Source organism: Psychrobacter sp. CX10, from assembly GCF_057621575.2.
Map to the genome: position 1 here is coordinate 1018489 of NZ_CM177736.1, position 22395 is coordinate 1040883.

A 22395-nucleotide genomic window follows, 5' to 3' on the forward strand; every position below is an offset into this window, starting at 1 on the left:
AACTAAGCCTTGTTAGCATAGCGATCACCAAATGGCAGACAGTTTATTGTCTTAAGCCAAAAATTTTTTGCCATATTTTAAGCCACAGTTTATGCGCTAACTATGCGTTAACTATGCATTAACTAAGCGCTAATTAAGCAGGCTGCTATAAAGGAAAACCGCATGAGCACTACATATCGTTTCGGCAATGCCATCAAGCTTGCATCTATTACTACCTTTACCACATTAGCTATCGGACTTAGCGCATGTGGCAATCAGCAAGCGGAGACGGATGCACAAACATCGACTGATGCTGCAACGACCACTGGCGACAATGTCGAATTATTAAACGTCTCATATGATGTGGCTCGCGACTTTTATAAAGATTACAACCCAATGTTCAAAGCGCATTATGAAGCACAGAATCCGGGTAGTACAGTGACTATTAAGCAGTCGCACGGTGGTTCAAGTAAGCAAGCTCTATCTGTTGCTAATGGATTGCAAGCAGATGTCGCCACGATGAACCAAGGTTCAGACATTGAGCTACTTCAGAAAAAAGGTCTGGTTGCTGATGATTGGGAAGAGACATTCCCTGATCACTCGGTGCCATTTACCAGCACCATCGTATTTTTGGTTCGTAAAGATAATCCTAAGAATATTTCAGGATGGGATGATTTAACCCAGCCAGGCTTAGAGATTGTAATGGCAAACCCAAAAGTTACGGGTAACGGTCGTTATGCGTTCTTAGGTGCGTATGGTTATGGTCTGCATAAATTCAATAATGATGAGACGCAAGCCAAAAGCTTTGTAAAAGATTTATTAAAAAATATCAAAGTGTATGAAAATGGCGGACGCGCTGCTACAACTACTTTCGTACAGCGTAACATCGGTGATGTATTGATCACATTTGAAAATGAATCTAATTTGGCAGCCACTAAGTTTGGTAAAGGTCAGGTTGATATTGTGTATCCTGATTATTCAATCAAGTCTGAAAGTCCTGTGGCCGTTGTGAAGACGGTAACCGAGAAAAAGGGTACAACTGAGCCTGCAACCGCTTATTTAGATCACTTGTGGAGTGATGAAGCACAGCAGCTTGCTGCCGATTTATACCTTCGTCCAAGCGTTCAAACCGTACTGGATGCCAATAGTGATAAATTGCCGCCTGTAGATACGTTTAGACCAAATGATGTATTTGGTACCTGGGATGAGATCATGAGCACGTACTTTAGCGAAGGTGGTGTGTTTGATGAATTGGCGATTAATGCTCCTGAATAAAATAGTGCTTAAGTTTTAAGCTCTTAAATTTCAGACAGCTTTGTCAGTGATAACAGTCATAAAATGCCAGTAAAAACATTATAGTTTTTACTGTGCATGTTATGGCTTTTTTTTACTTTAAAGCTATAAGGTTTTATTAGTTTTAGATGAGACTTTTTTAGTTTTAGATGAGCTTATTTTCATAACCAATAAACAGTGCTGATCATCAGTGCTGACGCTTGAATGATTAGCAAAGCTTATTAACATTCGCACCTTATATTCGTTCTTATATTCCTATTATGCACTTAGATAGCCTTATTCATCATTAAACTTAATAGCAGACCCCTGATAGCATAAGCAACATCAAATTAGGAGTGCTTTATGAGTTCAACCCCTGCATCGTCGACCACGGCCAATCACACACGCAATCGTTCGTGGCTTACTAAGCTACGTCAGCGTAACGTGTTGCCAGGATTCGGTTTGTCGATGGGCATAACCGTATTAAGCTTATCGCTATTGGTAATATTACCCTTTGCGATGATGGCTTATACCACCACTCAAATGGGGTTGTCAGGTTTCATAGAAGTCATAAGCCAACCACAAGTAAAAGCGGCAATCATTTTGTCATTAAAAATGTCATTTTACGCCATGTTGACCAATATGGTCTTTGGCACGTTAGTTGCGTGGGTATTGGTTCGTTATGAGTTCTGGGGTAAATCTTTGATTAATGCTTTGGTAGATTTACCTTTTGCGCTACCAACAGCGGTAACGGGTATATCGCTCGCCACGTTATATGCACCAAACGGTTTGATTGGACAATTCTTTGCCAAAGCAGGTATACAAGTGGCATTTACGCCAATAGGTATTTGGCTGGCTTTAGTGGTTGTGAGTTTCCCTTTTATCGTACGCGCGGTTCAACCTGTATTAGAGGAGCTGTCAGTAGAATTTGAAGAAGCCGCTGCTGTATTAGGTGCTAATAGGCTAACGACATTTAGAACCATTATACTGCCAGAGTTATTGCCCGCATTGCTGATGGGGGCTGGCATGATGTTCGCGCGGGCGACTGGCGAATATGGCTCGGTTATCTTTATAGCAGGTAATATTCCAATGCATTCGGAGATACTACCGCTTATTATAATCAGTAAACTTGAGCAATTCGATATTCAAGGAGCTTCTGCGGTCGCTTTATTTATGCTGATTATCTCGTTTGTTATTTTGTTGTCCATCAATATATTGCAGTGGCGTTTGTCACGACGAGTCGGTGCAAAATAGCTTATTATGATTTCGTGTAAACGATGACAATGATGTGTTCAACCGATTCTAATTGATCGCTTACAAACCTATGAATGACCTTCAATTAACTAACGACACCTTTAAGCAGACTTTTAAGCAGACTCTATTCAAGTTTTAGGACAAGACCATGCAAGTATCAAATGGATACGATTATCAAAACAATGCCGCTACCCGAGACGCCCCTTGGGTGCGTTTGCTATTTATTGGTATTGCATCATTATTCATGATCATCATGCTAGTCATTCCTTTAGCCGCCGTATTCTATGAAGCGCTAAAAGGTGGCTGGGATTTATATGTGGCGGCATTGGTAGAACCTGAAGCAGTCGCTGCTATCAAATTAACGTTATTAACCGCAGCCATTGTGTTGCCTATTAATATCATTATGGGTGTTGCCATTGGTTGGTTAGTAACCCGCTATAAATTCAAAGGCAAACAAATCATCACCACGCTACTAGATTTACCTTTTTCGGTGTCTCCTGTCGTAGCGGGTCTCATGTTTGTTATGTTGTTTGGGCTCAATTCAACCATGGGTGGTTGGCTTGAAGCTCAGGGAATACAAGTAATCTTTGCCGTACCGGGTATCGTACTTGCTACCTTGTTTGTCACGTTTCCTTTCATTGCACGCGAACTAATTCCTTTGATGCAATCTCAAGGGGACAGTGAAGAACAAGCTGCACTAACGCTAGGGGCATCAGGCTGGCAAGTGTTTTGGCATGTGACACTGCCAAATATCAAATGGGCGCTTCTTTACGGTATTATTTTAACCAATGCAAGAGCCATGGGTGAGTTTGGTGCGGTCAGTGTGGTATCAGGACACATTCGCGGTGAGACCAATACCATGCCGCTTTTGGTTGAAATTGCCTATAACGAATACAATTTTACTGCCGCATTTGCATTATCTAGCATATTAGCCGCACTGGCTCTACTCACGTTACTAGTACAGCAATTAATGACAAAGCTGCAAGACCGAAAGTTTGCCAAAGCCAATGTACGTGACCCAATCACAACCACAAAGCTTGTGGTTGAAAATAACGATGATACAAGTGCAGATATAAATATGGATTCAAACTTTCATTCAAACACTGATTCAAAAGATGCAAATTATTTAGGTCGTTTAAATCCTAAAAATAATTAACAAGTAAACTTAGATATCAAACGTAAGAAGCGTATTAGTTAATAACTATGGCTTAATTAAAAATGATTCGAATAAATTATTAGCTCTAAAAATGAAAAGAGTATAGATATGAGTATAGATATTCAAAATGTATATAAAAGTTTCGGTGATTTTGTAGCTTTAGACAATATTACCTTAAGTGTGCCAACTGGCAAACTGACCACATTGTTAGGGCCGTCAGGCTGCGGTAAAACCACCTTATTACGAATAATTGCTGGTCTTGAATATTCAGACCGTGGCCGAATATTGTTTGATGGTGAAGATGTCACAGATGTTCCAGTACAAAAACGTCATATCGGGTTTATGTTCCAGCATTACGCATTATTTAGACACAAAACGATTGGCCAAAATATAGCGTTCGGGCTCAATTTGCTACCTAAGAGCGAACGACCTAGTAAAGCGGATATTCAAAAAAGGGTAACGCATTTATTAGAATTGGTACAGTTACCCTCGCTAATAAATGCCTATCCACATCAGCTATCAGGCGGACAACGCCAACGTATTGCGTTAGCCCGCGCACTGGCAATCGAGCCAAAGCTGTTACTACTTGATGAGCCGTTTGGCGCATTGGATGCCAAAGTTCGAAAGGAGCTACGTAAGTGGCTCAAAAATATTCATCATGAACTGGGTGTAACCAGCATCATGGTGACGCACGACCAAGAAGAAGCCCGTGATGTCTCGGATGAGATTGTGGTGATGAATCATGGTACGGTTGAGCAAATTGGAACACCGCAAGAGTTAATCACTAATCCTGCCAGCGATTTTGTTGAAGATTTCCTAGATTTAGTTTAAATCTATTTATTTTAAAGTTATTTCCAAATAAAAAGGACCCTAAGGGTCCTTTTTTAATTATGGTGTAATTTAAGTCTTATCTATATCTTATCAATTGCTAATTAATTGCTAATCTATATCTTACCTAAGCAAAATGACAGGCGCAGTAGTCTTCGATAGAAGTCTGGTTGTGGTGCTTCCAACAAAAAATTGACGCAATTTGGACTTACCATAAGCGCCTATTACAAACATACTGATGTTGTTTTCAATACGAAATCTCGTTAAAGCATCGACCACATCTTTGTTGTCTTGCTTTCTGATATCTACTTCATGGGCAGACACATCCAGACCCGCATCAAGCATTTGTTTTTGTGCTTTATATAGGGATTGCTGATGGTCCACATCACGGTTACCGACCATTAAGATATAACCTTTCAAAGTTTTGGCAAGGGGGCTATCACAAATCAGTTGCACTGCTTTTTGTGCGGTAGGGCTGTTGTCAAAAGCCAGCATATAAGAGTCAGGCGTCTTAAAATCATCTGAACACACCATAATAGGACGACTAACTGCGCGTACCACACTTTCTATTTGACTACCAATATTGACGCGGTCGTTTTGATGATCTTGCCCACGGCGTCCAAGTATGACGACATGAGTTTCATCAAGAGTGTGTTCTATAGCGGGTAGAAGCTTGCTACGACGTAAGGACAAATGAATCCTATCTTTATCAATAGTCGATGTTTTTAGCATGTGCTCTTTAGCATCTTTTAATAGAGCCGTTCCATGCTGATTGGCAACTTTAGATACTTGCTCATCTAGCATAGCCAATTCGTTCATCAGGTGACTACGGCTGTCCATACCAATGGCACCGCTCAAGTCATGTCGATAGGATCGAGGCACATCAATAACGTGTAATAGCTTCGCATCCAGATCAAGCTGTTGGCTATACCACGCTGCATAATCACAGACAGATGTTGTCACAGACGATCCATCAATACAGGCTAAAACGGTATTTAAAGCTGTGGTTGTCATTATTATATCCTTTAGTAATTAATATTGATGAAGATTAAATAAGTTGTTCAAAGTTTTAGTAACCGTAGTTGGATTAGTTTTAATAGTGAGGAATATATTGATTGTTAATGCACTTTTCCATAATACGTTTTACTTTAGCGTTCTTTTATGTAAATAGTGCCATAAATAGCAGTATGAATCGATATGAAGGTGTCAACGTTATATAGCTTATTGGTTAAGGATCGTGAGCTAAGGGTCGTGAATTAAAAGTTACTAATTTTGTATATTAAGTTTCAGCTGGCTAGCAACAATCATTAGGCTGTATCGTTGTCTCACACTCCACAGTATTTATCACATCATGACACCAAGCTGGCATATCGGCATTGATGGCATACCACATCCATGTGCCTCTACGCTCTGAGGTAACGACATTAGCCTTTCTTAGATAGCTCAAATGACGGGATATGGTGGACTGAGGCTGCTGCAAGTTTTCAGTCAAGTCGCACACGCACAGAGCCTCTGTATCTTTAAGCTGCATGATTAAGTTTAACCGTGTGGGGTCAGATAGGGCTTTAAAGAATGTGGTCGGATGCATCTTTGTTTGACTAAGTGTTTGCATATGCTGCCTCGGTAAACCCATTTATTATTTTCATATTAAAGTATTGTACCTTAGATTAAAAGTTTGATATATTCGCTTATGCGGATATATGTATACAAATATGCTTTAATGTATTTAGTAAATATTTCTTTTAATTTTTATACCCGATCTTAAAACCAACCTATCGAGTAAAACGAGAGCTAAAGCTACGCATAGTAGATTCAGCGACTTTAACAATAATAGGTTGGTTGTTTGAAAGTTATTAATCTTTTATATAAGAGCCAAACTATGTTCACTGCTGGGTTGATATTTATAGGTACATTGATATTGGTAATTTGGCAACCTAAAGGACTGGGTATTGGCGTTAGTGCGACCCTTGGCGCCGTAGTAGCGTTAATATCAGGTGTCATCGATATACATGATATCCCTATTGTGTGGGATATAGTTTGGAACGCTACCTTTGCCTTCATCGCTATCATCATCATAAGCTTGTTACTTGATCAAGCTGGCTTTTTTGAATGGATTGCTTTACATGTGGCTCGCTTAGGCAAGGGTAATGCAAACTTGCTATTTGTTCTTATTGTATTGCTGGGCGCTGTGGTCGCTGCATTATTTGCAAACGATGGCGCAGCATTAATATTAACGCCCATTGTGATAGCCATGCTTATTAAAATGCGGGTGTCAGCGGCCACGACATTAGCGTTTATTATGGCGGCTGGATTTATTGCAGATACGGCAAGCTTACCTTTGGTGGTGTCAAATCTCGTTAATATAGTCTCTGCAGATTTTTTCAATATCTCTTTTGATCGCTACGCCCAAGTTATGATGCCCGTCAATATCGTATCGGTGCTAAGCTCACTTCTGGTGCTATATATCTTCTATCGCCGCGACATACCTAAAACCTATGATGTCGCAAGCTTGCCCAAGCCTAGTACTTCAATTATTGATCCTCTAACCTTCAAGACAGGCTGGCTCGTATTAGCAGCGCTTTTAATTGGGTTTTTCGTATTAGAGCCTATAGGTATTCCAATAAGTGTTATTGCCGCATCAGGGGCTTTAGTATTGCTGCTGACAGCCACTATCAACAAAAAGCTCTCTGTCTCCAAGGTAATTAAAGAAGCACCGTGGCAAGTGGTGGTCTTCTCACTCGGTATGTATTTGGTCGTATATGGGCTTAAAAATGAAGGATTAACTGAGTATTTGACGTATGCATTAAATGGTTTGGGCGATCATGGCTTATGGAGTGCGGCAATAGGTACAGGATTTATGTCTGCTGGATTGTCCTCAGTGATGAACAATATGCCTACCGTACTAATCCAGTCTCTAGCTATAGCAGATACCTCGCAACCTGATCTAATCGCACAGGCGATGGTATATGCCAACGTTATAGGCTCAGATTTAGGCCCCAAGATAACGCCCATTGGTTCTTTGGCAACCTTACTTTGGCTGCATGTTCTGGCGAGTAAAGAGGTAACAATTACGTGGGGATACTATTTTAAAGTAGGAATAATATTAACGGTACCTGTCCTATTAGCGACGCTTACCGCTTTAGTAATATGGCTTCCAATGGTGAGTTAATCTTAACTGTTTGGGGTCCTTAGGCATTCTATAAGCATTTAATAGACATTCATTAAAGTTTTATAGGTATACAATTCATTAGGAGTAGCGATGCAACCGCTTAAAATCTTATATATCTGTACGCATAACCGCTGCAGAAGCATACTGTGTGAAGCCATAACCAATCAAATGGCAGCGAAGGTTAAGACCAACACACAAGAACATTCAGACCGAAAGTGTAAGGCAACAAGCGACATGCCTCAAAGTGAACTAAATATAAACACTGAATCGTTATTAATTGCGAAAAGTGCAGGTAGTACACCGGTAGGAGAGGTGCATCCTTTAACGCTTAAATATTTGCAAGAAGGCGGCTATTCAATTGAAGGATTAACGAGTAACTCTTGGGAAGATGCTGAATATATGCAAGATTTTGAACCTGATGTGCTGATTACTGTGTGTGATAATGCTGCTGGCGAGGCGTGTCCATTATGGCTTGGTGACTTGTCAAATTTGACTAAACTACATTGGGGTTTGACTGACCCTTCAAAAGACACACAAGATGCACTGCAAACCCAAATCAATTTTCAAAACACGATTCGCACTATAGAAGATAGGGTAGAGCAGCTAATGAAAGTAGCATCGTTACCAAAACAGGATCGTAAAATAGCTTTAGAAAATTTGATTAAGAAGTAATAAAGCCAATTACAATAAATGTTAATAAATAGCCTAAGCAAATATGTTGTAATAAGTGGATTACATTAGATGAAAAACTCTCAATGTATTTTAAATATCGTGAGTAATATTAAACTTTACTACAATTAATTGTAACTGATAAAAATATGACAAAATCTCAAAATAAAATTGATATTGATAACAACCTTGTCGATTTACCAAATATCGAAGGTCATCATTTCAAGATACCGAATAGCCGTGACTTTAAAACGCAACTTTCAACACATTCTCCCAAGTTTTTACTTTTATATGGCTCGTTACGTGAGGTCTCATACAGTAGGCTTCTGATTGAAGAATGTGCACGGATACTCAAAGCTATGGGCGCCGAGGTTCGAATATTCGATCCAAAAGGTCTGCCGTTAGCCGACAGTGAAGATGTGAGTCATCCTAAGGTTGCTGAACTTAGAGAATTAGTACAGTGGAATGATGGCATGGTGTGGTGTTCACCAGAGCGCCACGGTGCGATGACAGGAATTATGAAAACTCAAATTGATTGGATACCTCTATCATTGGGCGCGGTTCGGCCCACTCAAGGTAAGACGTTAGCTGTCATGCAAGTCAATGGTGGGTCACAGTCTTTTAATACGGTCAATCAGCTGCGTATCTTAGGGCGGTGGATGCGTATGTTAACCATCCCGAATCAGTCCTCAGTACCCAAAGCCTTCCTTGAATTCGAAGATGTGATAGACGGTGAGGGCAATACAACAAAACGTATGAAGCAATCAGGATATTATCTACGGGTGGTGGATGTGCTTGAAGAGTTAATGCGCTTTACTTTGCTAACAAGAGACCACGCTGAATATCTTGTAGATCGCTATTCAGAACGTGTCGAATCAGCAGAGGCGTTGATCAATCGAGTGAATCAAAGTCATTAAGAATAAAAGAATAAATAGCCTAAGCAAATAAAATAGGATATGTTAAATTATTAAACTATAAAATCTAGAAACGGACACATCGTATCTAATTAAACCAATACAAAATTTGCGACAATAATTGTATTAATGACATGAAATAGTTTTATAGATAAATAAACTCTTTACACTCAAAATATGCCACTAGTGTCAGTTTAATCCAACGTATAACATGATTTCATTTAACCATTTGTATTGAATAACTGCATGTACTTAATAGTACCGATATGATGATAAACTGTATTAAATAATATTGAAATTTATGTTTTAGTTTTGAATAGGATTATTCATAGAGTTTGAGGTAGGGAGGTAGTTTAATGACTGGATTTAATATAAATATTGAATTATTACAGTTTCATTTAATTCAATTGGGCATCGCATTTGTGCTATCGCTACCTATCGCGCTAAACCGTGAAATGAAAGACAGCGGAGCAGGGCTACGCACATTTCCTTTAGTTACAATAGCATCATGTGCGTTTATGTTAGTAGCTTTGGAGGTGTATCAAGCAGATGCTGAAGCTCGAATTATGTATGCGGTAATCTCAGGTATGGGCTTTATTGGTGGGGGTGCTATTTTCAAAAGCGAGGATGGGCCGCGTGGTACAGCGACTGCTGCAAGTTTATGGAATACGGCGGCCATTGGCATTACAGTAGCTTATCAGCGCTATGAAATCGCCATCATTTTATCCCTAGTGGGATTTTTAATTTTAAATTTCTCAGATCCTTTGAAACCAAAAGTTCGTATCACAATCGATAAAGACAATAAGCTTTAATTTATTTGATTATACATCGAATCAATATAATCATATATGTAACTAATATAGCCCGCGACCATCCTCAGGTTTTAGTCTTAAGAAAGACAATCCTGATATTACCGTCAATATACCAAGCACATAATAAGTCGCATTAAAAGCTTGAATGACATCAAAGTTTAATCGATCACTAAATACGGTTAATACCGCCGCGCCAAAGGCAATACCAAAACTAATGGCTAATTGCTGGTTTACGGCCATCAGGCTATTTCCGCTACTGGTTTGTGGTCCGTCTAAATCACCTATGGTTATGGTATTCATGGCACTAAACTGCATAGAGTTGCACCCACCCATAATAACTAAAAGTGGCGCAATAAAATACCAAGGTACAGATTCATTAAGCTGAGCCAGCATAATAATTAACAGCCCCAAAATAATCGTATTAGCTACCAATACCTTCCGATAGGTAAAGCGCTGAATGATTTTACTCACCCAAGGCTTGATTCCCATAGCGCCAATAGCAATAGGGGTAAGCAGCCACCCAGCTTGAGAAGGCGTATATTTGAAAGCAACTTGGAATAACAGGGGTAATAGGTACGGAACGGCGCTAATGCCTAAACGCGTAAACAGATTTCCAGTGATGCCTATTCTAAATGTTCTTATATTAAATAAAGATAAAGGGAATAGAGGGTTTGGAGCTTTGCGAGCATGTCTTACATATATAAATAGTAGAAGTAGAGCGATGCCAAACATCATTAAACCCTCTACAGCCTTACCGGGTTGCGATAAAAATTCAACCGCTAGTGTCAAAATAGCAGCAGCAACCGCAAATAGTACGAAACCTAACCAATCAAGCTTGCCGGCTTCTTCTCTAATGTCAGGTATTAATTTATAACCGATAACAAGGCCAAGTAACCCCATTGGAATATTAATAAGAAATATCCACTGCCAACTTGCATACTCTACAATATACCCACCTACCAAAGGCCCAAGCAAAGGTGCAATCAGCGCTGGGATAACCGCAAAATTCATAACTGTTAATAAGCGATTACGCGGAAATGACTTAACTAAAATTAAGCGGGCAACAGGCGTCATCATAGCGCCGCCAATACCTTGCACGACTCTTGAAGCTACTAATATATCTAAAGTAGTGGACAGGGCACATAGTATTGAGCCAATACTAAATATAACAATAGCACCCAAAAATACTTTGCGGGTACCATATTTGTCTGCTAAGAAGCCACTTATCGGTATAAATATTGCCAAGGTCAGCGCATAGCTAATCACCGTCCATTGCATCTTTAAGGGAGATTCGCTCAATGCCTTAGCCATTTCAGGTAATGCGGTATTTAGGATAGTTGCATCCAAAATTTGCATAAACAGAGCGACCGCTAATACATACGGCAGAAACTTAGCTTGTGCAGGTGTTAGGGTGAAGTTAGGATTAGTCTCTTTGGTTATAGAGTGTTCTTTTGTTAAATTAGCAGACATAATGAAGCCTAAGATTTTAGTTCTATTCTTTTAGGTTTAATTAAGGGTTTAAAACTTCGGGCTTATATTATCATTATGTCTAAGGGTACTATTTAGTGTTAATGTTAGTAAATTTGAACTTTTAATTGGTATTTAGTGTTGGTTATTAAGTGCTAGTTATTAAGTGGTCTAATTAATTACTGAGTTTAAATTATCGCAAATAGCCTCTACCACTTTGTCTGGTCTTTTAACCCAGATGCCATGCGGATTGCCTTTAAGATTATCATCAAGCTTTACTCTAACAATATTAGAAGTAGCACAAAGATCGGCAAGTTTTTGGGTTGCTGTCAATGGTGCAAAGTCATCCCCAAGTATATTGATATATAGACCTCGACCTTTTGCACTGTCCATTTTATTCGTTATAAAATCATATTTGTTTGTAAGAGAGATTCTGCACCAGTTGTGCATCATCGTTTTGGCTTCTCGCTCACCTAATCCAATCTTATTACCTGGCAAATATCCATATAGTCTTATCAATGCTTGAATAACGGCAACCGCCGACAGTATTCTAATACGTCCACGACCCCGCCAGCTTTTGTAATGGGTACTACCACAGGCGATGCCTATAATCGGTACATTGTGGATGGCTGAATAAATAGTACCAAGATGCCCGCCTAAGCTATGGCCCACTAGAACAATATCGTTATTTGGCGTATGCGCTTTGGCTTTTTCGACTAACTGATGCACAAAATAATTCACCAGTTCATCGTAGCCGTAATCAATGCCTCGTTTTATATGTGGCATATTTTCACCACAATTTGGATAATCGGCATAGATAACGGTAAACCCTTTTTTAGTCAAACCTTTAATAAGCTTGTCATACTTTTTTATGGTTACGCCCAGCGCATTAAGCATAATGAGGGTTGTTTGTGGTGCTTGGTTGTCAGTGCTATGGTCAGCACTGTTTTTTTTAGCGTTGTTATTTTTAGAACTAGAATCATCAATGAAATCTGTAGACGGTTCGCTAATATTGACATTAACTCGGTAGGTGCCATTTGCGGTCTCAAATTGAAAATTTGTCACGATAGATTATCCTTAATCTTGTTTTAACTAATCATAGCATTAAAACTTTGTTAATAAAGACGTAGGGTCAAATTATTTAATTGGGTTTGTCTTTATCTTTAGTACTGTATGTAAACGCTATCTTTACTAAGGAACCTTACTGATTTGAATTAGAAATTATCATTTCTCATTAGACTAAGACCAAGCCAGCATAGCCACTTTAACCGCCATCACCCATAAAATAATACAAGATAAAAAATATAGCGCAAAGCGGTGCATGATTTTGTTGTAGGTACATTGCACTACGCTATGCAACCCTCTAAGGATGACAAAAGCCCAAGCCAACTTGAGCTTCTAATTATTATCTAGATATTGACCAATTCATCATCGCAGAATAAGGTGAATTTAGCTTGTTTTTAAACTAAGATTAAATTTTTAGGTTTAGATTATTATTGAGAAAATATGGCGAATGTGCAACAGACCCTAATGTATTGATAGACTATCATCCTATAATAGTAGCGCTAATAAATAATCAGAATGATTAGGACCAAATATGAATAATACTTCTTCAGATAAGCCATCCAATCAAACCACTACTAATAACACCGACTATACGCCGCCAAAGGTTTGGCAGCCGGTTCAAAATGGTGGCAAGTTTGCCAATACCAATAAACCTACTGCGGGGGCAAGGCATCAACAAACGTTACCGGTCGGTAATATTGAAGATAAGCCATTACAGCTGTATTCGCTAAACACCCCTAATGGAATCAAAGTCAATATTCTGCTAGAAGAACTGGCTGAATTACGCATTGAAGAAGCGAAATATGATGCCTATCAAATTAATATTATGGACGGCGATCAGTTTGGTTCAGACTTTGTTGATATCAACCCCAACTCTAAAATACCAGCATTGGTTGATTATAGCGTTGAAAACTCACCGGTTGAGGTGTTCGAATCGGGCGCAATATTAATGTATTTAGCGGAGAAATTTGAGCGCTTTATACCGCAAATATCGGCTGAACCACAATTACGTGCCTCGTGCTTGAGTTGGATAATGTGGCAAATGGGTAGTGCGCCCTATGTAGGCGGCGGCTTTGGTCATTTTTATAATTATGCACCTTATCCAATGCAGTACCCAATAGATAGATTCACTATGGAAACCAAAAGACAATTGGATGTACTTGATAAACATTTGGCAAATACCGAGTATATGATAGGCAATGGCGAACAAAGTTATACTATTGCGGATATGTTGATATGGCCTTGGTATGGCAGACTGGTACTAGATGAGTTATATGATAACAGTGCAGAATTCCTAAACGCCTCTAGTTATTCCAATCTACAGAGATGGGCAAAGCAAATAGCTAAACGTTCAGCTGTCAAACGTGCTGTAGAGCTTGAGCTTCAACCTATCAGTTCACATTAAATTCTATGTTAAGACACTTCAGTGCTATTAGTTGTATAGCATTCTAAAACTCTTATAAAAATTTTCTATACTAAACGGTTGGATAATCATAAAAGTTATTTAATAATAATTAAATTTTTAATAGGTATAAAATCTAAATAGGGGGATTATTTGAATAAATTTTAAATAATCCCCCTAAATCATATAGTTGTGGTATAATGCGCGCCTGCTGATTGATAACATCGCCCGCAATTGTCGTCTGGAGAAGACACCTTTTATAATTGTTGCCGATGATTTTGCCGTTAGCCTTTACTATAACTTCTTGATATTTGTTTAAATATTAAAGTTATCATTGCTAACGATTCACGGTAACAACCATCAAAATACGTTATTGATATGTACATTGGATGTACATATTTTCAAACGCTTATCTGTGTTGTACCTAAAAACTTTAACTGTAAACTACTGGCCTTCAGCATCGGCCGAATAAGTAGTGGCAGTAATTTATTGGATACACATATATGTCTAAGCTAGAAAATGTACTAAATAATGCCGCAAACGAAATTGACGGTGTCGTAACTACTCGAGATTTGAACGATAAAACCCATCCTAACACCAACGTAGCAACTGAAGATAAAGTTTCATTCAGTGACCTTGATTTAGCGCCTGAACTATTAGAAGCGCTTAATGCAAGCGGCTATGAGCATCCTACACCTATTCAAGCACAATCTATCCCGCCAGCACTTAAAGGCCGTGACTTACTATTGTCTGCACAAACGGGTAGTGGTAAAACGGCAGCATTTGTACTACCAATGCTAGATAAAATTATTCGTGATAAAGCGACTAATAAAGTAGTGCATACCGTAATCTTGACACCTACACGTGAGCTTGCAAACCAAGTTAGTGATAGCGTACGTCAATATAGTTCAAAAACTCGCAATATATTCAGTGTTCCTTTAGTGGGCGGTGCACCTTACGGTGGTCAAATTCGCGCACTAAATAAAGGTGTACAAGTTATTATTGCCACCCCTGGTCGTTTCATTGATCACATGAATTCGGGTCGTATCGACTTATCTCAACTTGAGCTATTAATTCTTGATGAAGCTGATCGCATGTTAGATATGGGCTTTGCTGACGATATTGAAAAAGTTATGAAAGCTGCACCTAATAGCCGTCAAACCATTATGTGTTCAGCCACTTGGGATGGTCCTGTTGGCAAAATTGCAGCAAGCTTCACCAATAACCCTGAAAACGTATCAATTAAAGCGGAAACCAAACACATTGATGAATCAGTGTACTACGCAGATGATTTTAATCATAAAAACCGTCTATTAGATAAGTTATTGACCCAAAAAGACGTTAATCAAGCCATCGTATTTGCGGCGACTAAACGTAGCTGTGAGACGTTAGCTAAGAGTCTTAAAGAGCAAGGTCATAAAGCCAGCTTCTTACACGGTGATCTACCTCAGTCAAAACGTACTCGTATTATAAATGACGTGAAAGCGGGTAAAATCACTATATTGGTAGCGACTGATGTGGCTGCGCGTGGTATTGATGTGAGTGGTATAACTCATGTATTTAACTACGATCTACCACGCCAAACAGAAGACTACGTGCATCGTATTGGTCGTAGTGGTCGTGCTGGTCGTACAGGTATCGCAATAAACATATGTAGCATTGATGACCGTCCACAACTTGACGCCATCAATCGTTATTTAAAACGTACCATGTCTGTTGAAGAGATCGAAGGTATGGAGCCTAAGAAAAATACCAAAGATTTAAAAGTTGGTACAGCTCCGAAACGTGGCCGTGGCGGCAATCGCCGTGGTGGTTCTGGTGCAAACAATCGCCGAGGCGGAAACGGTGGTGGTGGCTATCGTGGTAAGTCTAATAATAATTCTGGTGGTGCAGGCGCTGGCCGTCCAAGTGGTAAGCCTAGTGGTCGTCGCTTTGGTGGTAATGGTAAGCCAGGAGCTGCAGCAGCTAAACCAGCGGGTCAACGCCGAGGCGGATCGTCTCGTTCAGGCGAAGGTCGTCCCGCTCGCCGTTCTAATAATGGCTAGTACTTTAGTTTATATTGATTAGCGAATAATCTAAAAGACCAACTTTATTGAGTTGGTCTTTTTTTGTATAGATTATAAATTAATACAAATGCTATAATTAGTATCTAACTACTAACCAATTGATTTATTAACAACCTAACACTGTGGATAACCCACACCAACCTCTACGACATCGATGCGTCCATCTTTAGAATCTAGAGCGTGAATGGCCAATCCTCCTTTTGCAGTTTCTTTATACTTATCCATCATATCGGCGCCAGTGGCTTTCATCGTTGCTATGGCTTTATCAAGAGATACGTGATGTTGTCCATCGCCGCGACTGGCTAATCGTGCTGCATTTATAGCTTTGACTGCGCCCATTGCATTACGTTCGATACAAGGTATTTGAACCAGCCCGCCTATCGGGTCACAAGTTAAACCCAAATTGTGTTCTATACCTATCTCGGCTGCATTAGCACATTGTGCAGGGGTTAATCCTATAACGTGAGCCAAACCAGCTGCGGCCATTGCACAAGCAGAACCGACTTCGCCTTGACAGCCGACTTCAGCCCCAGATATCGACGCATTTTGTTTAATGATGGTTCCGATTGCAGCAGATGTGAGCAGAAACTCACGCACCCCTTTTATAGTATAGTGGTTCAAGAAGTCTCTATAATAATGCAATACTGCTGGAATAATGCCGGCGGCGCCATTAGTCGGTGCGGTGACAACTCGTCCACCATTTGCGTTTTCTTCATTCACGGCCAAAGCAAACAAATCTACCCAATCCATAGCCATTAATTTATCTGTGTTATTGGTCGGGTTTTGCAGCTCATCAAGTAGTTGCGTGTACAACATTTTTGCTCTACGTTTAACGTTTAATCCCCCGGGTAAAATGCCATCGCTACTGCACCCATTTTTAACGCAAGTTTGCATAACTTCCCATACATCATCTAAATATTGGTTAATTGTAGATTCATCTCGTAAAGTTAATTCATTCGCCATCATTATGTCGCTTATGTTTAACCCATGACTCTCACATAAGGTAAGTAACTCAGAGGCGTTGTTAAATGGGTAGGGAACATTACTATCGTCTGTGATTGCGACACTGTCTGCTTCGTGGCCACTTTTTTTGCTAATTGTGTTGGATACTTTGTCGGTACTCGTTACCCTGTCGTCAAATTCATTGGATCCATTATATTCGTATTCGGTAGCAACGAATCCACCACCTATGGAATAATAAACTTTGGAAGCTATGAGCTTATCAGAATTATAAGCCGAAAAACGCAGTCCATTAGGATGATGCGGCAAGCTTGATTGCGGGTGCCATACGATATCAGTATCGTAATCAAAAAAGATATCATGCAGTCCAGCGAAATTGAGGGTCTGATTGTATAGGGGATCAGCTAAATACTCGTTTACTTTATTGGTATCAATACTATTGGCTTTAAACCCAAGCAGCCCTAATATACAAGCGGTATCTGTAGCATGACCTGCACCTGTCGACGCTAATGATCCATATAAATCAATTTGAACGCGGCTAACCTCTGACAAATTATAATCCGATTGAACAGCATCTATAAACATGCCAGCAGCAACCATTGGCCCTATAGTATGAGAGCTTGAAGGTCCAATACCTATTTTAAACATATCAAACAAACTAATCATTAAATCTAAAACCTTGAAAGTATTCAAAAAACTAAAGACTTATTATAATGATATGTTTATACAGTTAATAACTATTTTTTATATAGTAGGTAACTGAAACTTTCTTCATATAGACATTTTTATGTGATGTCCTATGTATTGATATTGATGTGATTATTAGTCGCAGGAGTGACATATTAAACGTAGTGACCTAGAATAGGTAAATTAGTTACATTCAAGAACCATTCAATAGAACATAGCTATTTAAAGCATAGCATTTATTGAACAATGCTAATTAAAACATAGCTTTTATAAAACATTTCAATCTTGAATATTGTTTTGGTAATCTAGAATTTAGAAGATAATTATCTTTATGATATAAAGCTAAAAATTTTATTATTTAGATATATAAGGAATACTTATGCGCTTTAAGACTTTTAAAAATTTTTCAGTCGTTGCTGCCACTGCTATATTAGTAGCTGCTTGTAATCAATCGGCCACAACTGATAGTGTTTCAGCAGATGAGTCAGCTACAGGATCAGATCTTCTAAGTCGTATAAACAATGGGGGTACGATCAATGTTGGCACTGAGGGTACATACCCACCTTATACTTATCATGATGAAGACAACAAACTTACAGGGTACGACGTTGAAGTGACACGCGCCTTAGCAGACAAACTTGGAGTCACTGTTGATTTTAAAGAAACCCAATGGGATGCGATGTTAGCTGGATTGGACGCTGGGCGTTTTGATATGGTAGCCAACCAAGTTGCGCTCACTACACCTGAGCGTCAAGCCAAATATGATATCGCCGAACCTTATAATTGGTCGGGTGCAGCGGTATTGGCACCTAAGTCAGACAGTCGGTATAACGCTTGGGAGTCGTTAAAAGGGTTAAAATCTGCTCAATCATTAAGTAGTAATTATGGTGAAATGGCTGAAAAATATGAAGCAGAAGTTGTACCTGTAGATGGCATGGCGCAAGCAATTGAGTTGGTGAAACAAGGCCGTGCCGATGTGACCTTAAATGATCATTTAGCCATTCTTGATTACCTTAACAAATTTCCAGATAGCGACTTAGAAGTAAAGCTTGTCGCACCTGCTGAAGAAAAGACGGGCTCTGGTATCGTGATGTTGAAAGGTAATGATGAAGCACTTGCCAAAGTTGATGCGGCGATGAAAGAGCTCCATGAAGATGGGACATTAACCGAGCTTGGCAAACAATTCTTCGGTGAGGATATCAGTAAGAGATGATCGCATCTGTTATAGAAGCATTAAAGAATCTTCTGGCAGTCTTGCCATTCATGACACCCAATCGGGCTCAGATTGTTATAGATTCTTTCTGGCCAATGTTAAAAGGCGCTATATACTATTCGATTCCGCTAGCGATAGCGTCTTTTATTATTGGAATGGGAATAGCGCTTGTTGTAGCGCTCATTCGCATCGTACCTCGCAATGCTCTGTGGCACAAAATCGCTTATTATATAGCGCGCGCGTATGTATCGGCTATCCGTGGTACGCCGATGTTGGTTCAGTTATTCATCATATTTTATGGTTTACCAAGTATTGGGGTCAAATTAGAACCATTTCCAGCGGCAATTATCGCATTTTCTTTAAACATCGGTGCTTATGCTTCTGAAACTGTTCGTGCGTCAATTTTATCTATTCCTAAAGGACAATGGGAAGCAGGTTCAACGGTTGGTTTAAGCTACCTTCAAACATTTCGTCATGTAATATTGCCGCAAGCGCTGAGAGTCTCAGTACCGCCTTTATCTAATACGTATATTTCATTGGTCAAAGACACTTCTCTCGCCTCATTAATTTTGGTAACGGAGCTATTTAAGCAAGCCCAAATTATCACAGCGCGAAATTATGAATTTATGCTGGTTTATACCGAAGCGGCTGTTATTTATTGGGTCATTTGTTTGGCATTAAGCTCGCTGCAAGGAAGATTAGAAAAAAGACTTGATCGCTATATTGCTAAATAGCCAAATAAACCATAACTAGGATTGCGTTATCAGGATACAAGAATGATTAAAATATCCAATATTCATAAAGCCTTTGGAGATAATGAAGTTCTTAAAGGTATTGATCTTGAAGTAGAAAAGGGGAGTGTTGTTGTTATATTGGGTCCATCAGGATCTGGTAAAACCACCTTCCTACGATGTCTAAATGGTTTGGAAGTGCCTGAAAAAGGTATTATAGAATTCACAGATGGCAGCTTAATAGTTGACTTTGCTCAAAAAGTCTCAAAGCAGCGTATGCGTGACCTAAAAAAGAAATCAGGCATGGTATTTCAGTCTTATAACTTATTCCCTCATAAAACTGCACTTGAAAACTTAATGCTAGGTCCAGTTGTGGCCCAAGGTATGAACAAAACTGAAAGCCGTGAGAAAGCGTTAAAACTATTGGACAAGGTAGGATTATCAGATAAGGTAGAATTATATCCGTTTCAACTGTCAGGCGGGCAGCAGCAGCGTGTGGGTATAGCGCGTGCGCTTGCCATAGAGCCTGATTTATTACTATTCGATGAGCCAACCTCGGCCTTAGATCCAGAATTGGTTCAAGAAGTATTAAAGACTATGCAGCAATTGGCATCTGAAGGATGGACAATGGTTGTGGTCACGCATGAGATAACTTTCGCGCGTGATGTGGCAGATATCGTCATGCTTATGGAAGATGGCTATGTTGTTGAAGTAGGACCTCCACAGCAGCTTTTTGCAGAGTCGGAACATCCAAGAACCAGAGCCTTTTTACAGCGTATTAATAATTAAACTTTTTCTGAAAATAACTCATATTAGTTAAACACGCTAAACTTTTTACTTCAAGATTTGGTAACTCTCATGATTATGAAGTTTATGCATTATGGTTTGAACGGCTTTGTTAAGATAAATATAACAATAAGATTTGTCGTAAAAAAGCTCTTATATATATAAAAGTTTGGTCTAATAAATATTTATCATCTTATTAATTTTGATCCCAATAGCCCTCTGGGTAGTCCGGCAGTGATAATAAAGTATTCAATAAGGCATCAGACCATCGTTTGCTTAGGTCGCAATAATACTCATCATCTTCACTAATACGGCGTATGGTCGGCAGTTTCAAACTATCGTTATGATAAATAACCATATCAATCGGCATACCTACCGACAAATTTGAGCGTATAGTTGAATCAAAAGATAGCATCATAGCTTGAGCTGCATGTTCTAATTCAATATCATAATTGACAGATCGATCTAGAATTGGCTTACCGTATTTGCTCTCACCTAATTGAAAAAAAGGAGTGTCTTTAGACGCTCTAATACAATTACCTTCGGGGTATATCATATACAGTTCGGCTTCTTGTCCTTTAATTTGACCACCCAGCATAAACGTACTGGCAAAGGTGCCACTAACAGAATCATTGGCGACGTTTTGCGCCTTAGTGATTACATCGCGTACCAGTTCACCAACTATTTCGGCCGCATCGAACATCGTTAAGGCAGTTAATAAATTGGTTTCTGAGCGCTGATCGATAGCATTTTGCAATCTTTTAAATACCGCTTGAGAGGTCGCTAAGCTACCCGCAGTTTGAATAACGATACTGCGTTCACCATCGATACCAAAGGTATAAAGTTTACGAAAGGACGAAATATGATCGACGCCAGCATTGGTGCGTGTATCGCTGGCGAACACCATGCCATCTTTGAGTCTTAAGGCTGCACAATAGGTCATTAAAGTTCCTAAGTTAAATCAATATTTAAAATTGAAAAGGGGTTATGAGGTAAGTCAAAATACTCTATTCATTAATAGCTACCTAAATCTATAATAGATTGAATAGTATTAAACGATAAATTATTCTGATAAAAAGTAGCGCATGATACCACCTAACATTTGTTAATTTGTATAAGAATTATTAAAAATGAAATGACTTAAAAACTACCACATACAACCTCAATTATAAGCGATTAATCCAAACGATTAACTACGACTTGGCTATAAAGATTTTCGTAACCACCACCCATACGTACGCCGCGCACTGGCGCAGCATCAAGGTAGTCTCGTCCGATAGCTACATACACATGAGAGCTGGGTTTATATAGCTGATTTGAGATATCAAATGTGTACCAATATCCGTCTAAGTATGCTTCAGCCCAAGCATGACTTGCCATATGATTATCGGTATCGTCATACAGATAGCCCGACACATAGCGCGCGGGTATTAATTTATCTCGAAGGCAAGCTAAAAACACATGGGTATGGTCTTGACACACTCCTGCTTTTATCTCAAAACTTTCGGCTGCCGTTGTTCCTACATGCGTCACATATTTGGTATAGGGCATATAATCAAGTAGTGCCTTTGAGAATTTTTTGAGATTATCGACAGATACTTCTTCTAGATAAGAATTTGCAAATTCACGCATTTGTTCTGAGCACACTGTTAATGGGCTTTGTACCGTAAATAACTGATAGGGTACATTACCCGTATCTTCAAGACGTTCAGTTTCTAAATCAATCTCTACCACACCAGAAGCTTGCATCTGTAAGTTATTGTGTGCTTCGTTACGACTCAGGGTTAGCCAAATATTGCCAAAGCCATCCTCTTGAGTCGTAGCAAGTTTAGGTAACATTACCTGCCAGTTATGTACTTTTTGATGAGAAATTCGCATTGGAGTCATTCTAATGTATTGAACACTACGCTGAGCGAGTTCATCATAAAAATAATTAGTTTGATGACTGATTTGTAGTTTCATGAA

General features: G+C 39.3%; 21 protein-coding genes. 13 read left to right on the plus strand and 8 right to left on the minus strand.

The window, feature by feature from the left end; genetic code table 11:
- The first annotated feature begins 162 nt into the window (after positions 1 to 162).
- The 4 genes from AC21OH_RS03965 to AC21OH_RS03980 all read left to right on the plus strand — a co-directional run bounded on the left by AC21OH_RS03965 (position 163) and on the right by AC21OH_RS03980 (position 4492).
- On the plus strand, positions 163 to 1254 hold the full coding sequence (locus AC21OH_RS03965) for a sulfate ABC transporter substrate-binding protein (protein WP_487370512.1): 1092 nt from the start codon (positions 163 to 165) through the stop codon (positions 1252 to 1254).
- 360 nt (positions 1255 to 1614) lie between these two features.
- Complete coding sequence (gene cysT / locus AC21OH_RS03970) at positions 1615 to 2505, plus strand: sulfate ABC transporter permease subunit CysT (protein WP_487370511.1); 891 nt, start codon at positions 1615 to 1617, stop codon at positions 2503 to 2505.
- Between the two features lie 148 nt (positions 2506 to 2653).
- A complete protein-coding gene (gene cysW, locus AC21OH_RS03975) occupies positions 2654 to 3661 on the plus strand; it encodes a sulfate ABC transporter permease subunit CysW (RefSeq protein ID WP_487370510.1) in 1008 nt (335 codons plus the stop codon).
- Positions 3662 to 3769: 108 nt separating this feature from the next.
- On the plus strand, positions 3770 to 4492 hold the full coding sequence (locus AC21OH_RS03980) for a sulfate/molybdate ABC transporter ATP-binding protein (RefSeq protein WP_486535524.1): 723 nt from the start codon (positions 3770 to 3772) through the stop codon (positions 4490 to 4492).
- A gap of 120 nt (positions 4493 to 4612) precedes the next feature.
- Here the strand turns inward: AC21OH_RS03980 and AC21OH_RS03985 are convergent, their stop codons facing one another.
- Both AC21OH_RS03985 and AC21OH_RS03990 read right to left on the minus strand, forming a co-directional pair.
- Positions 4613 to 5503 (minus strand): universal stress protein, encoded by an 891-nt coding sequence (locus AC21OH_RS03985; RefSeq protein WP_487370509.1) that lies wholly within the window; start codon positions 5501 to 5503, stop codon positions 4613 to 4615.
- A 280-nt stretch (positions 5504 to 5783) separates the two neighbouring features.
- Positions 5784 to 6101, minus strand: coding sequence for an ArsR/SmtB family transcription factor (locus tag AC21OH_RS03990; RefSeq protein ID WP_486535522.1), 318 nt, complete (start codon positions 6099 to 6101; stop codon positions 5784 to 5786).
- 267 nt (positions 6102 to 6368) lie between these two features.
- Between AC21OH_RS03990 and AC21OH_RS03995 the strand changes: the two genes are divergently transcribed.
- The 4 genes from AC21OH_RS03995 to AC21OH_RS04010 all read left to right on the plus strand — a co-directional run bounded on the left by AC21OH_RS03995 (position 6369) and on the right by AC21OH_RS04010 (position 10053).
- The gene (locus AC21OH_RS03995) at positions 6369 to 7658 is read left to right on the plus strand and encodes an arsenic transporter (RefSeq protein ID WP_487370508.1); all 1290 of its coding nucleotides are present in this window, start codon (positions 6369 to 6371) and stop codon (positions 7656 to 7658) included.
- Positions 7659 to 7748: 90 nt separating this feature from the next.
- On the plus strand, positions 7749 to 8330 hold the full coding sequence (locus AC21OH_RS04000; protein WP_487370507.1) for an arsenate reductase ArsC: 582 nt from the start codon (positions 7749 to 7751) through the stop codon (positions 8328 to 8330).
- A 146-nt stretch (positions 8331 to 8476) separates the two neighbouring features.
- A complete protein-coding gene (gene arsH / locus AC21OH_RS04005; RefSeq protein ID WP_487370506.1) occupies positions 8477 to 9244 on the plus strand; it encodes an arsenical resistance protein ArsH in 768 nt (255 codons plus the stop codon).
- A 353-nt stretch (positions 9245 to 9597) separates the two neighbouring features.
- Positions 9598 to 10053, plus strand: coding sequence for an MgtC/SapB family protein (locus tag AC21OH_RS04010; protein WP_487370505.1), 456 nt, complete (start codon positions 9598 to 9600; stop codon positions 10051 to 10053).
- Positions 10054 to 10095: 42 nt separating this feature from the next.
- Here the strand turns inward: AC21OH_RS04010 and AC21OH_RS04015 are convergent, their stop codons facing one another.
- From AC21OH_RS04015 to AC21OH_RS04025, 3 genes are all read right to left on the minus strand, one after another.
- The gene (locus tag AC21OH_RS04015; protein ID WP_487370504.1) at positions 10096 to 11523 is read right to left on the minus strand and encodes a DHA2 family efflux MFS transporter permease subunit; all 1428 of its coding nucleotides are present in this window, start codon (positions 11521 to 11523) and stop codon (positions 10096 to 10098) included.
- A 168-nt stretch (positions 11524 to 11691) separates the two neighbouring features.
- Complete coding sequence (locus tag AC21OH_RS04020) at positions 11692 to 12585, minus strand: alpha/beta fold hydrolase (RefSeq protein ID WP_487370503.1); 894 nt, start codon at positions 12583 to 12585, stop codon at positions 11692 to 11694.
- Between the two features lie 174 nt (positions 12586 to 12759).
- Entirely contained in the window at positions 12760 to 12867 is a 108-nt protein-coding gene (locus AC21OH_RS04025; RefSeq protein ID WP_491140119.1) for a hypothetical protein, read from the minus strand.
- A 250-nt stretch (positions 12868 to 13117) separates the two neighbouring features.
- Between AC21OH_RS04025 and yghU the strand changes: the two genes are divergently transcribed.
- Positions 13118 to 13990, plus strand: a complete 873-nt coding sequence (yghU, locus tag AC21OH_RS04030; protein WP_487370501.1) for a glutathione-dependent disulfide-bond oxidoreductase — start codon at positions 13118 to 13120, stop codon at positions 13988 to 13990.
- 569 nt (positions 13991 to 14559) lie between these two features.
- The gene (gene csdA / locus AC21OH_RS04035; RefSeq protein WP_487370541.1) at positions 14560 to 16032 is read left to right on the plus strand and encodes a DEAD/DEAH box helicase CsdA; all 1473 of its coding nucleotides are present in this window, start codon (positions 14560 to 14562) and stop codon (positions 16030 to 16032) included.
- Positions 16033 to 16167: 135 nt separating this feature from the next.
- Here csdA and AC21OH_RS04040 read toward each other — a convergent pair whose 3' ends face one another.
- On the minus strand, positions 16168 to 17679 hold the full coding sequence (locus tag AC21OH_RS04040) for an L-serine ammonia-lyase (protein WP_487370500.1): 1512 nt from the start codon (positions 17677 to 17679) through the stop codon (positions 16168 to 16170).
- Between the two features lie 400 nt (positions 17680 to 18079).
- Between AC21OH_RS04040 and AC21OH_RS04045 the strand changes: the two genes are divergently transcribed.
- From AC21OH_RS04045 to AC21OH_RS04055, 3 genes are read left to right on the plus strand one after another with little or no spacing between them, the layout of a single operon-like run.
- Positions 18080 to 18913, plus strand: coding sequence for an amino acid ABC transporter substrate-binding protein (locus tag AC21OH_RS04045; RefSeq protein WP_487370499.1), 834 nt, complete (start codon positions 18080 to 18082; stop codon positions 18911 to 18913).
- Positions 18910 to 19647, plus strand: a complete 738-nt coding sequence (locus tag AC21OH_RS04050) for an amino acid ABC transporter permease (RefSeq protein WP_487370498.1) — start codon at positions 18910 to 18912, stop codon at positions 19645 to 19647. Before AC21OH_RS04045 ends, AC21OH_RS04050 begins: the two co-directional genes overlap by 4 nt.
- Positions 19648 to 19689: 42 nt before the next feature.
- Positions 19690 to 20433 (plus strand): amino acid ABC transporter ATP-binding protein, encoded by a 744-nt coding sequence (locus AC21OH_RS04055; protein WP_487370497.1) that lies wholly within the window; start codon positions 19690 to 19692, stop codon positions 20431 to 20433.
- Positions 20434 to 20626: 193 nt separating this feature from the next.
- Here the strand turns inward: AC21OH_RS04055 and AC21OH_RS04060 are convergent, their stop codons facing one another.
- Entirely contained in the window at positions 20627 to 21373 is a 747-nt protein-coding gene (locus AC21OH_RS04060; RefSeq protein WP_486535508.1) for a proteasome-type protease, read from the minus strand.
- Positions 21374 to 21606: 233 nt separating this feature from the next.
- Complete coding sequence (locus AC21OH_RS04065; protein ID WP_486535507.1) at positions 21607 to 22392, minus strand: transglutaminase family protein; 786 nt, start codon at positions 22390 to 22392, stop codon at positions 21607 to 21609.
- Positions 22393 to 22395: the final 3 nt, after the last annotated feature.

Coding starts and splice junctions, on each gene's coding strand:
- AC21OH_RS03965 (WP_487370512.1), top strand. CDS start 163: ATGAGCACTACATATCGTTTCGGCAATGCCATCAAGCTTGCATCTATT.
- cysT (WP_487370511.1), top strand. CDS start 1,615: ATGAGTTCAACCCCTGCATCGTCGACCACGGCCAATCACACACGCAAT.
- cysW (WP_487370510.1), top strand. CDS start 2,654: ATGCAAGTATCAAATGGATACGATTATCAAAACAATGCCGCTACCCGA.
- AC21OH_RS03980 (WP_486535524.1), top strand. CDS start 3,770: ATGAGTATAGATATTCAAAATGTATATAAAAGTTTCGGTGATTTTGTA.
- AC21OH_RS03985 (WP_487370509.1), bottom strand. CDS start 5,503: ATGACAACCACAGCTTTAAATACCGTTTTAGCCTGTATTGATGGATCG.
- AC21OH_RS03990 (WP_486535522.1), bottom strand. CDS start 6,101: ATGCAAACACTTAGTCAAACAAAGATGCATCCGACCACATTCTTTAAA.
- AC21OH_RS03995 (WP_487370508.1), top strand. CDS start 6,369: ATGTTCACTGCTGGGTTGATATTTATAGGTACATTGATATTGGTAATT.
- AC21OH_RS04000 (WP_487370507.1), top strand. CDS start 7,749: ATGCAACCGCTTAAAATCTTATATATCTGTACGCATAACCGCTGCAGA.
- arsH (WP_487370506.1), top strand. CDS start 8,477: ATGACAAAATCTCAAAATAAAATTGATATTGATAACAACCTTGTCGAT.
- AC21OH_RS04010 (WP_487370505.1), top strand. CDS start 9,598: ATGACTGGATTTAATATAAATATTGAATTATTACAGTTTCATTTAATT.
- AC21OH_RS04015 (WP_487370504.1), bottom strand. CDS start 11,523: ATGTCTGCTAATTTAACAAAAGAACACTCTATAACCAAAGAGACTAAT.
- yghU (WP_487370501.1), top strand. CDS start 13,118: ATGAATAATACTTCTTCAGATAAGCCATCCAATCAAACCACTACTAAT.
- AC21OH_RS04040 (WP_487370500.1), bottom strand. CDS start 17,679: ATGATTAGTTTGTTTGATATGTTTAAAATAGGTATTGGACCTTCAAGC.
- AC21OH_RS04045 (WP_487370499.1), top strand. CDS start 18,080: ATGCGCTTTAAGACTTTTAAAAATTTTTCAGTCGTTGCTGCCACTGCT.
- AC21OH_RS04050 (WP_487370498.1), top strand. CDS start 18,910: ATGATCGCATCTGTTATAGAAGCATTAAAGAATCTTCTGGCAGTCTTG.
- AC21OH_RS04055 (WP_487370497.1), top strand. CDS start 19,690: ATGATTAAAATATCCAATATTCATAAAGCCTTTGGAGATAATGAAGTT.
- AC21OH_RS04060 (WP_486535508.1), bottom strand. CDS start 21,373: ATGACCTATTGTGCAGCCTTAAGACTCAAAGATGGCATGGTGTTCGCC.
- AC21OH_RS04065 (WP_486535507.1), bottom strand. CDS start 22,392: ATGAAACTACAAATCAGTCATCAAACTAATTATTTTTATGATGAACTC.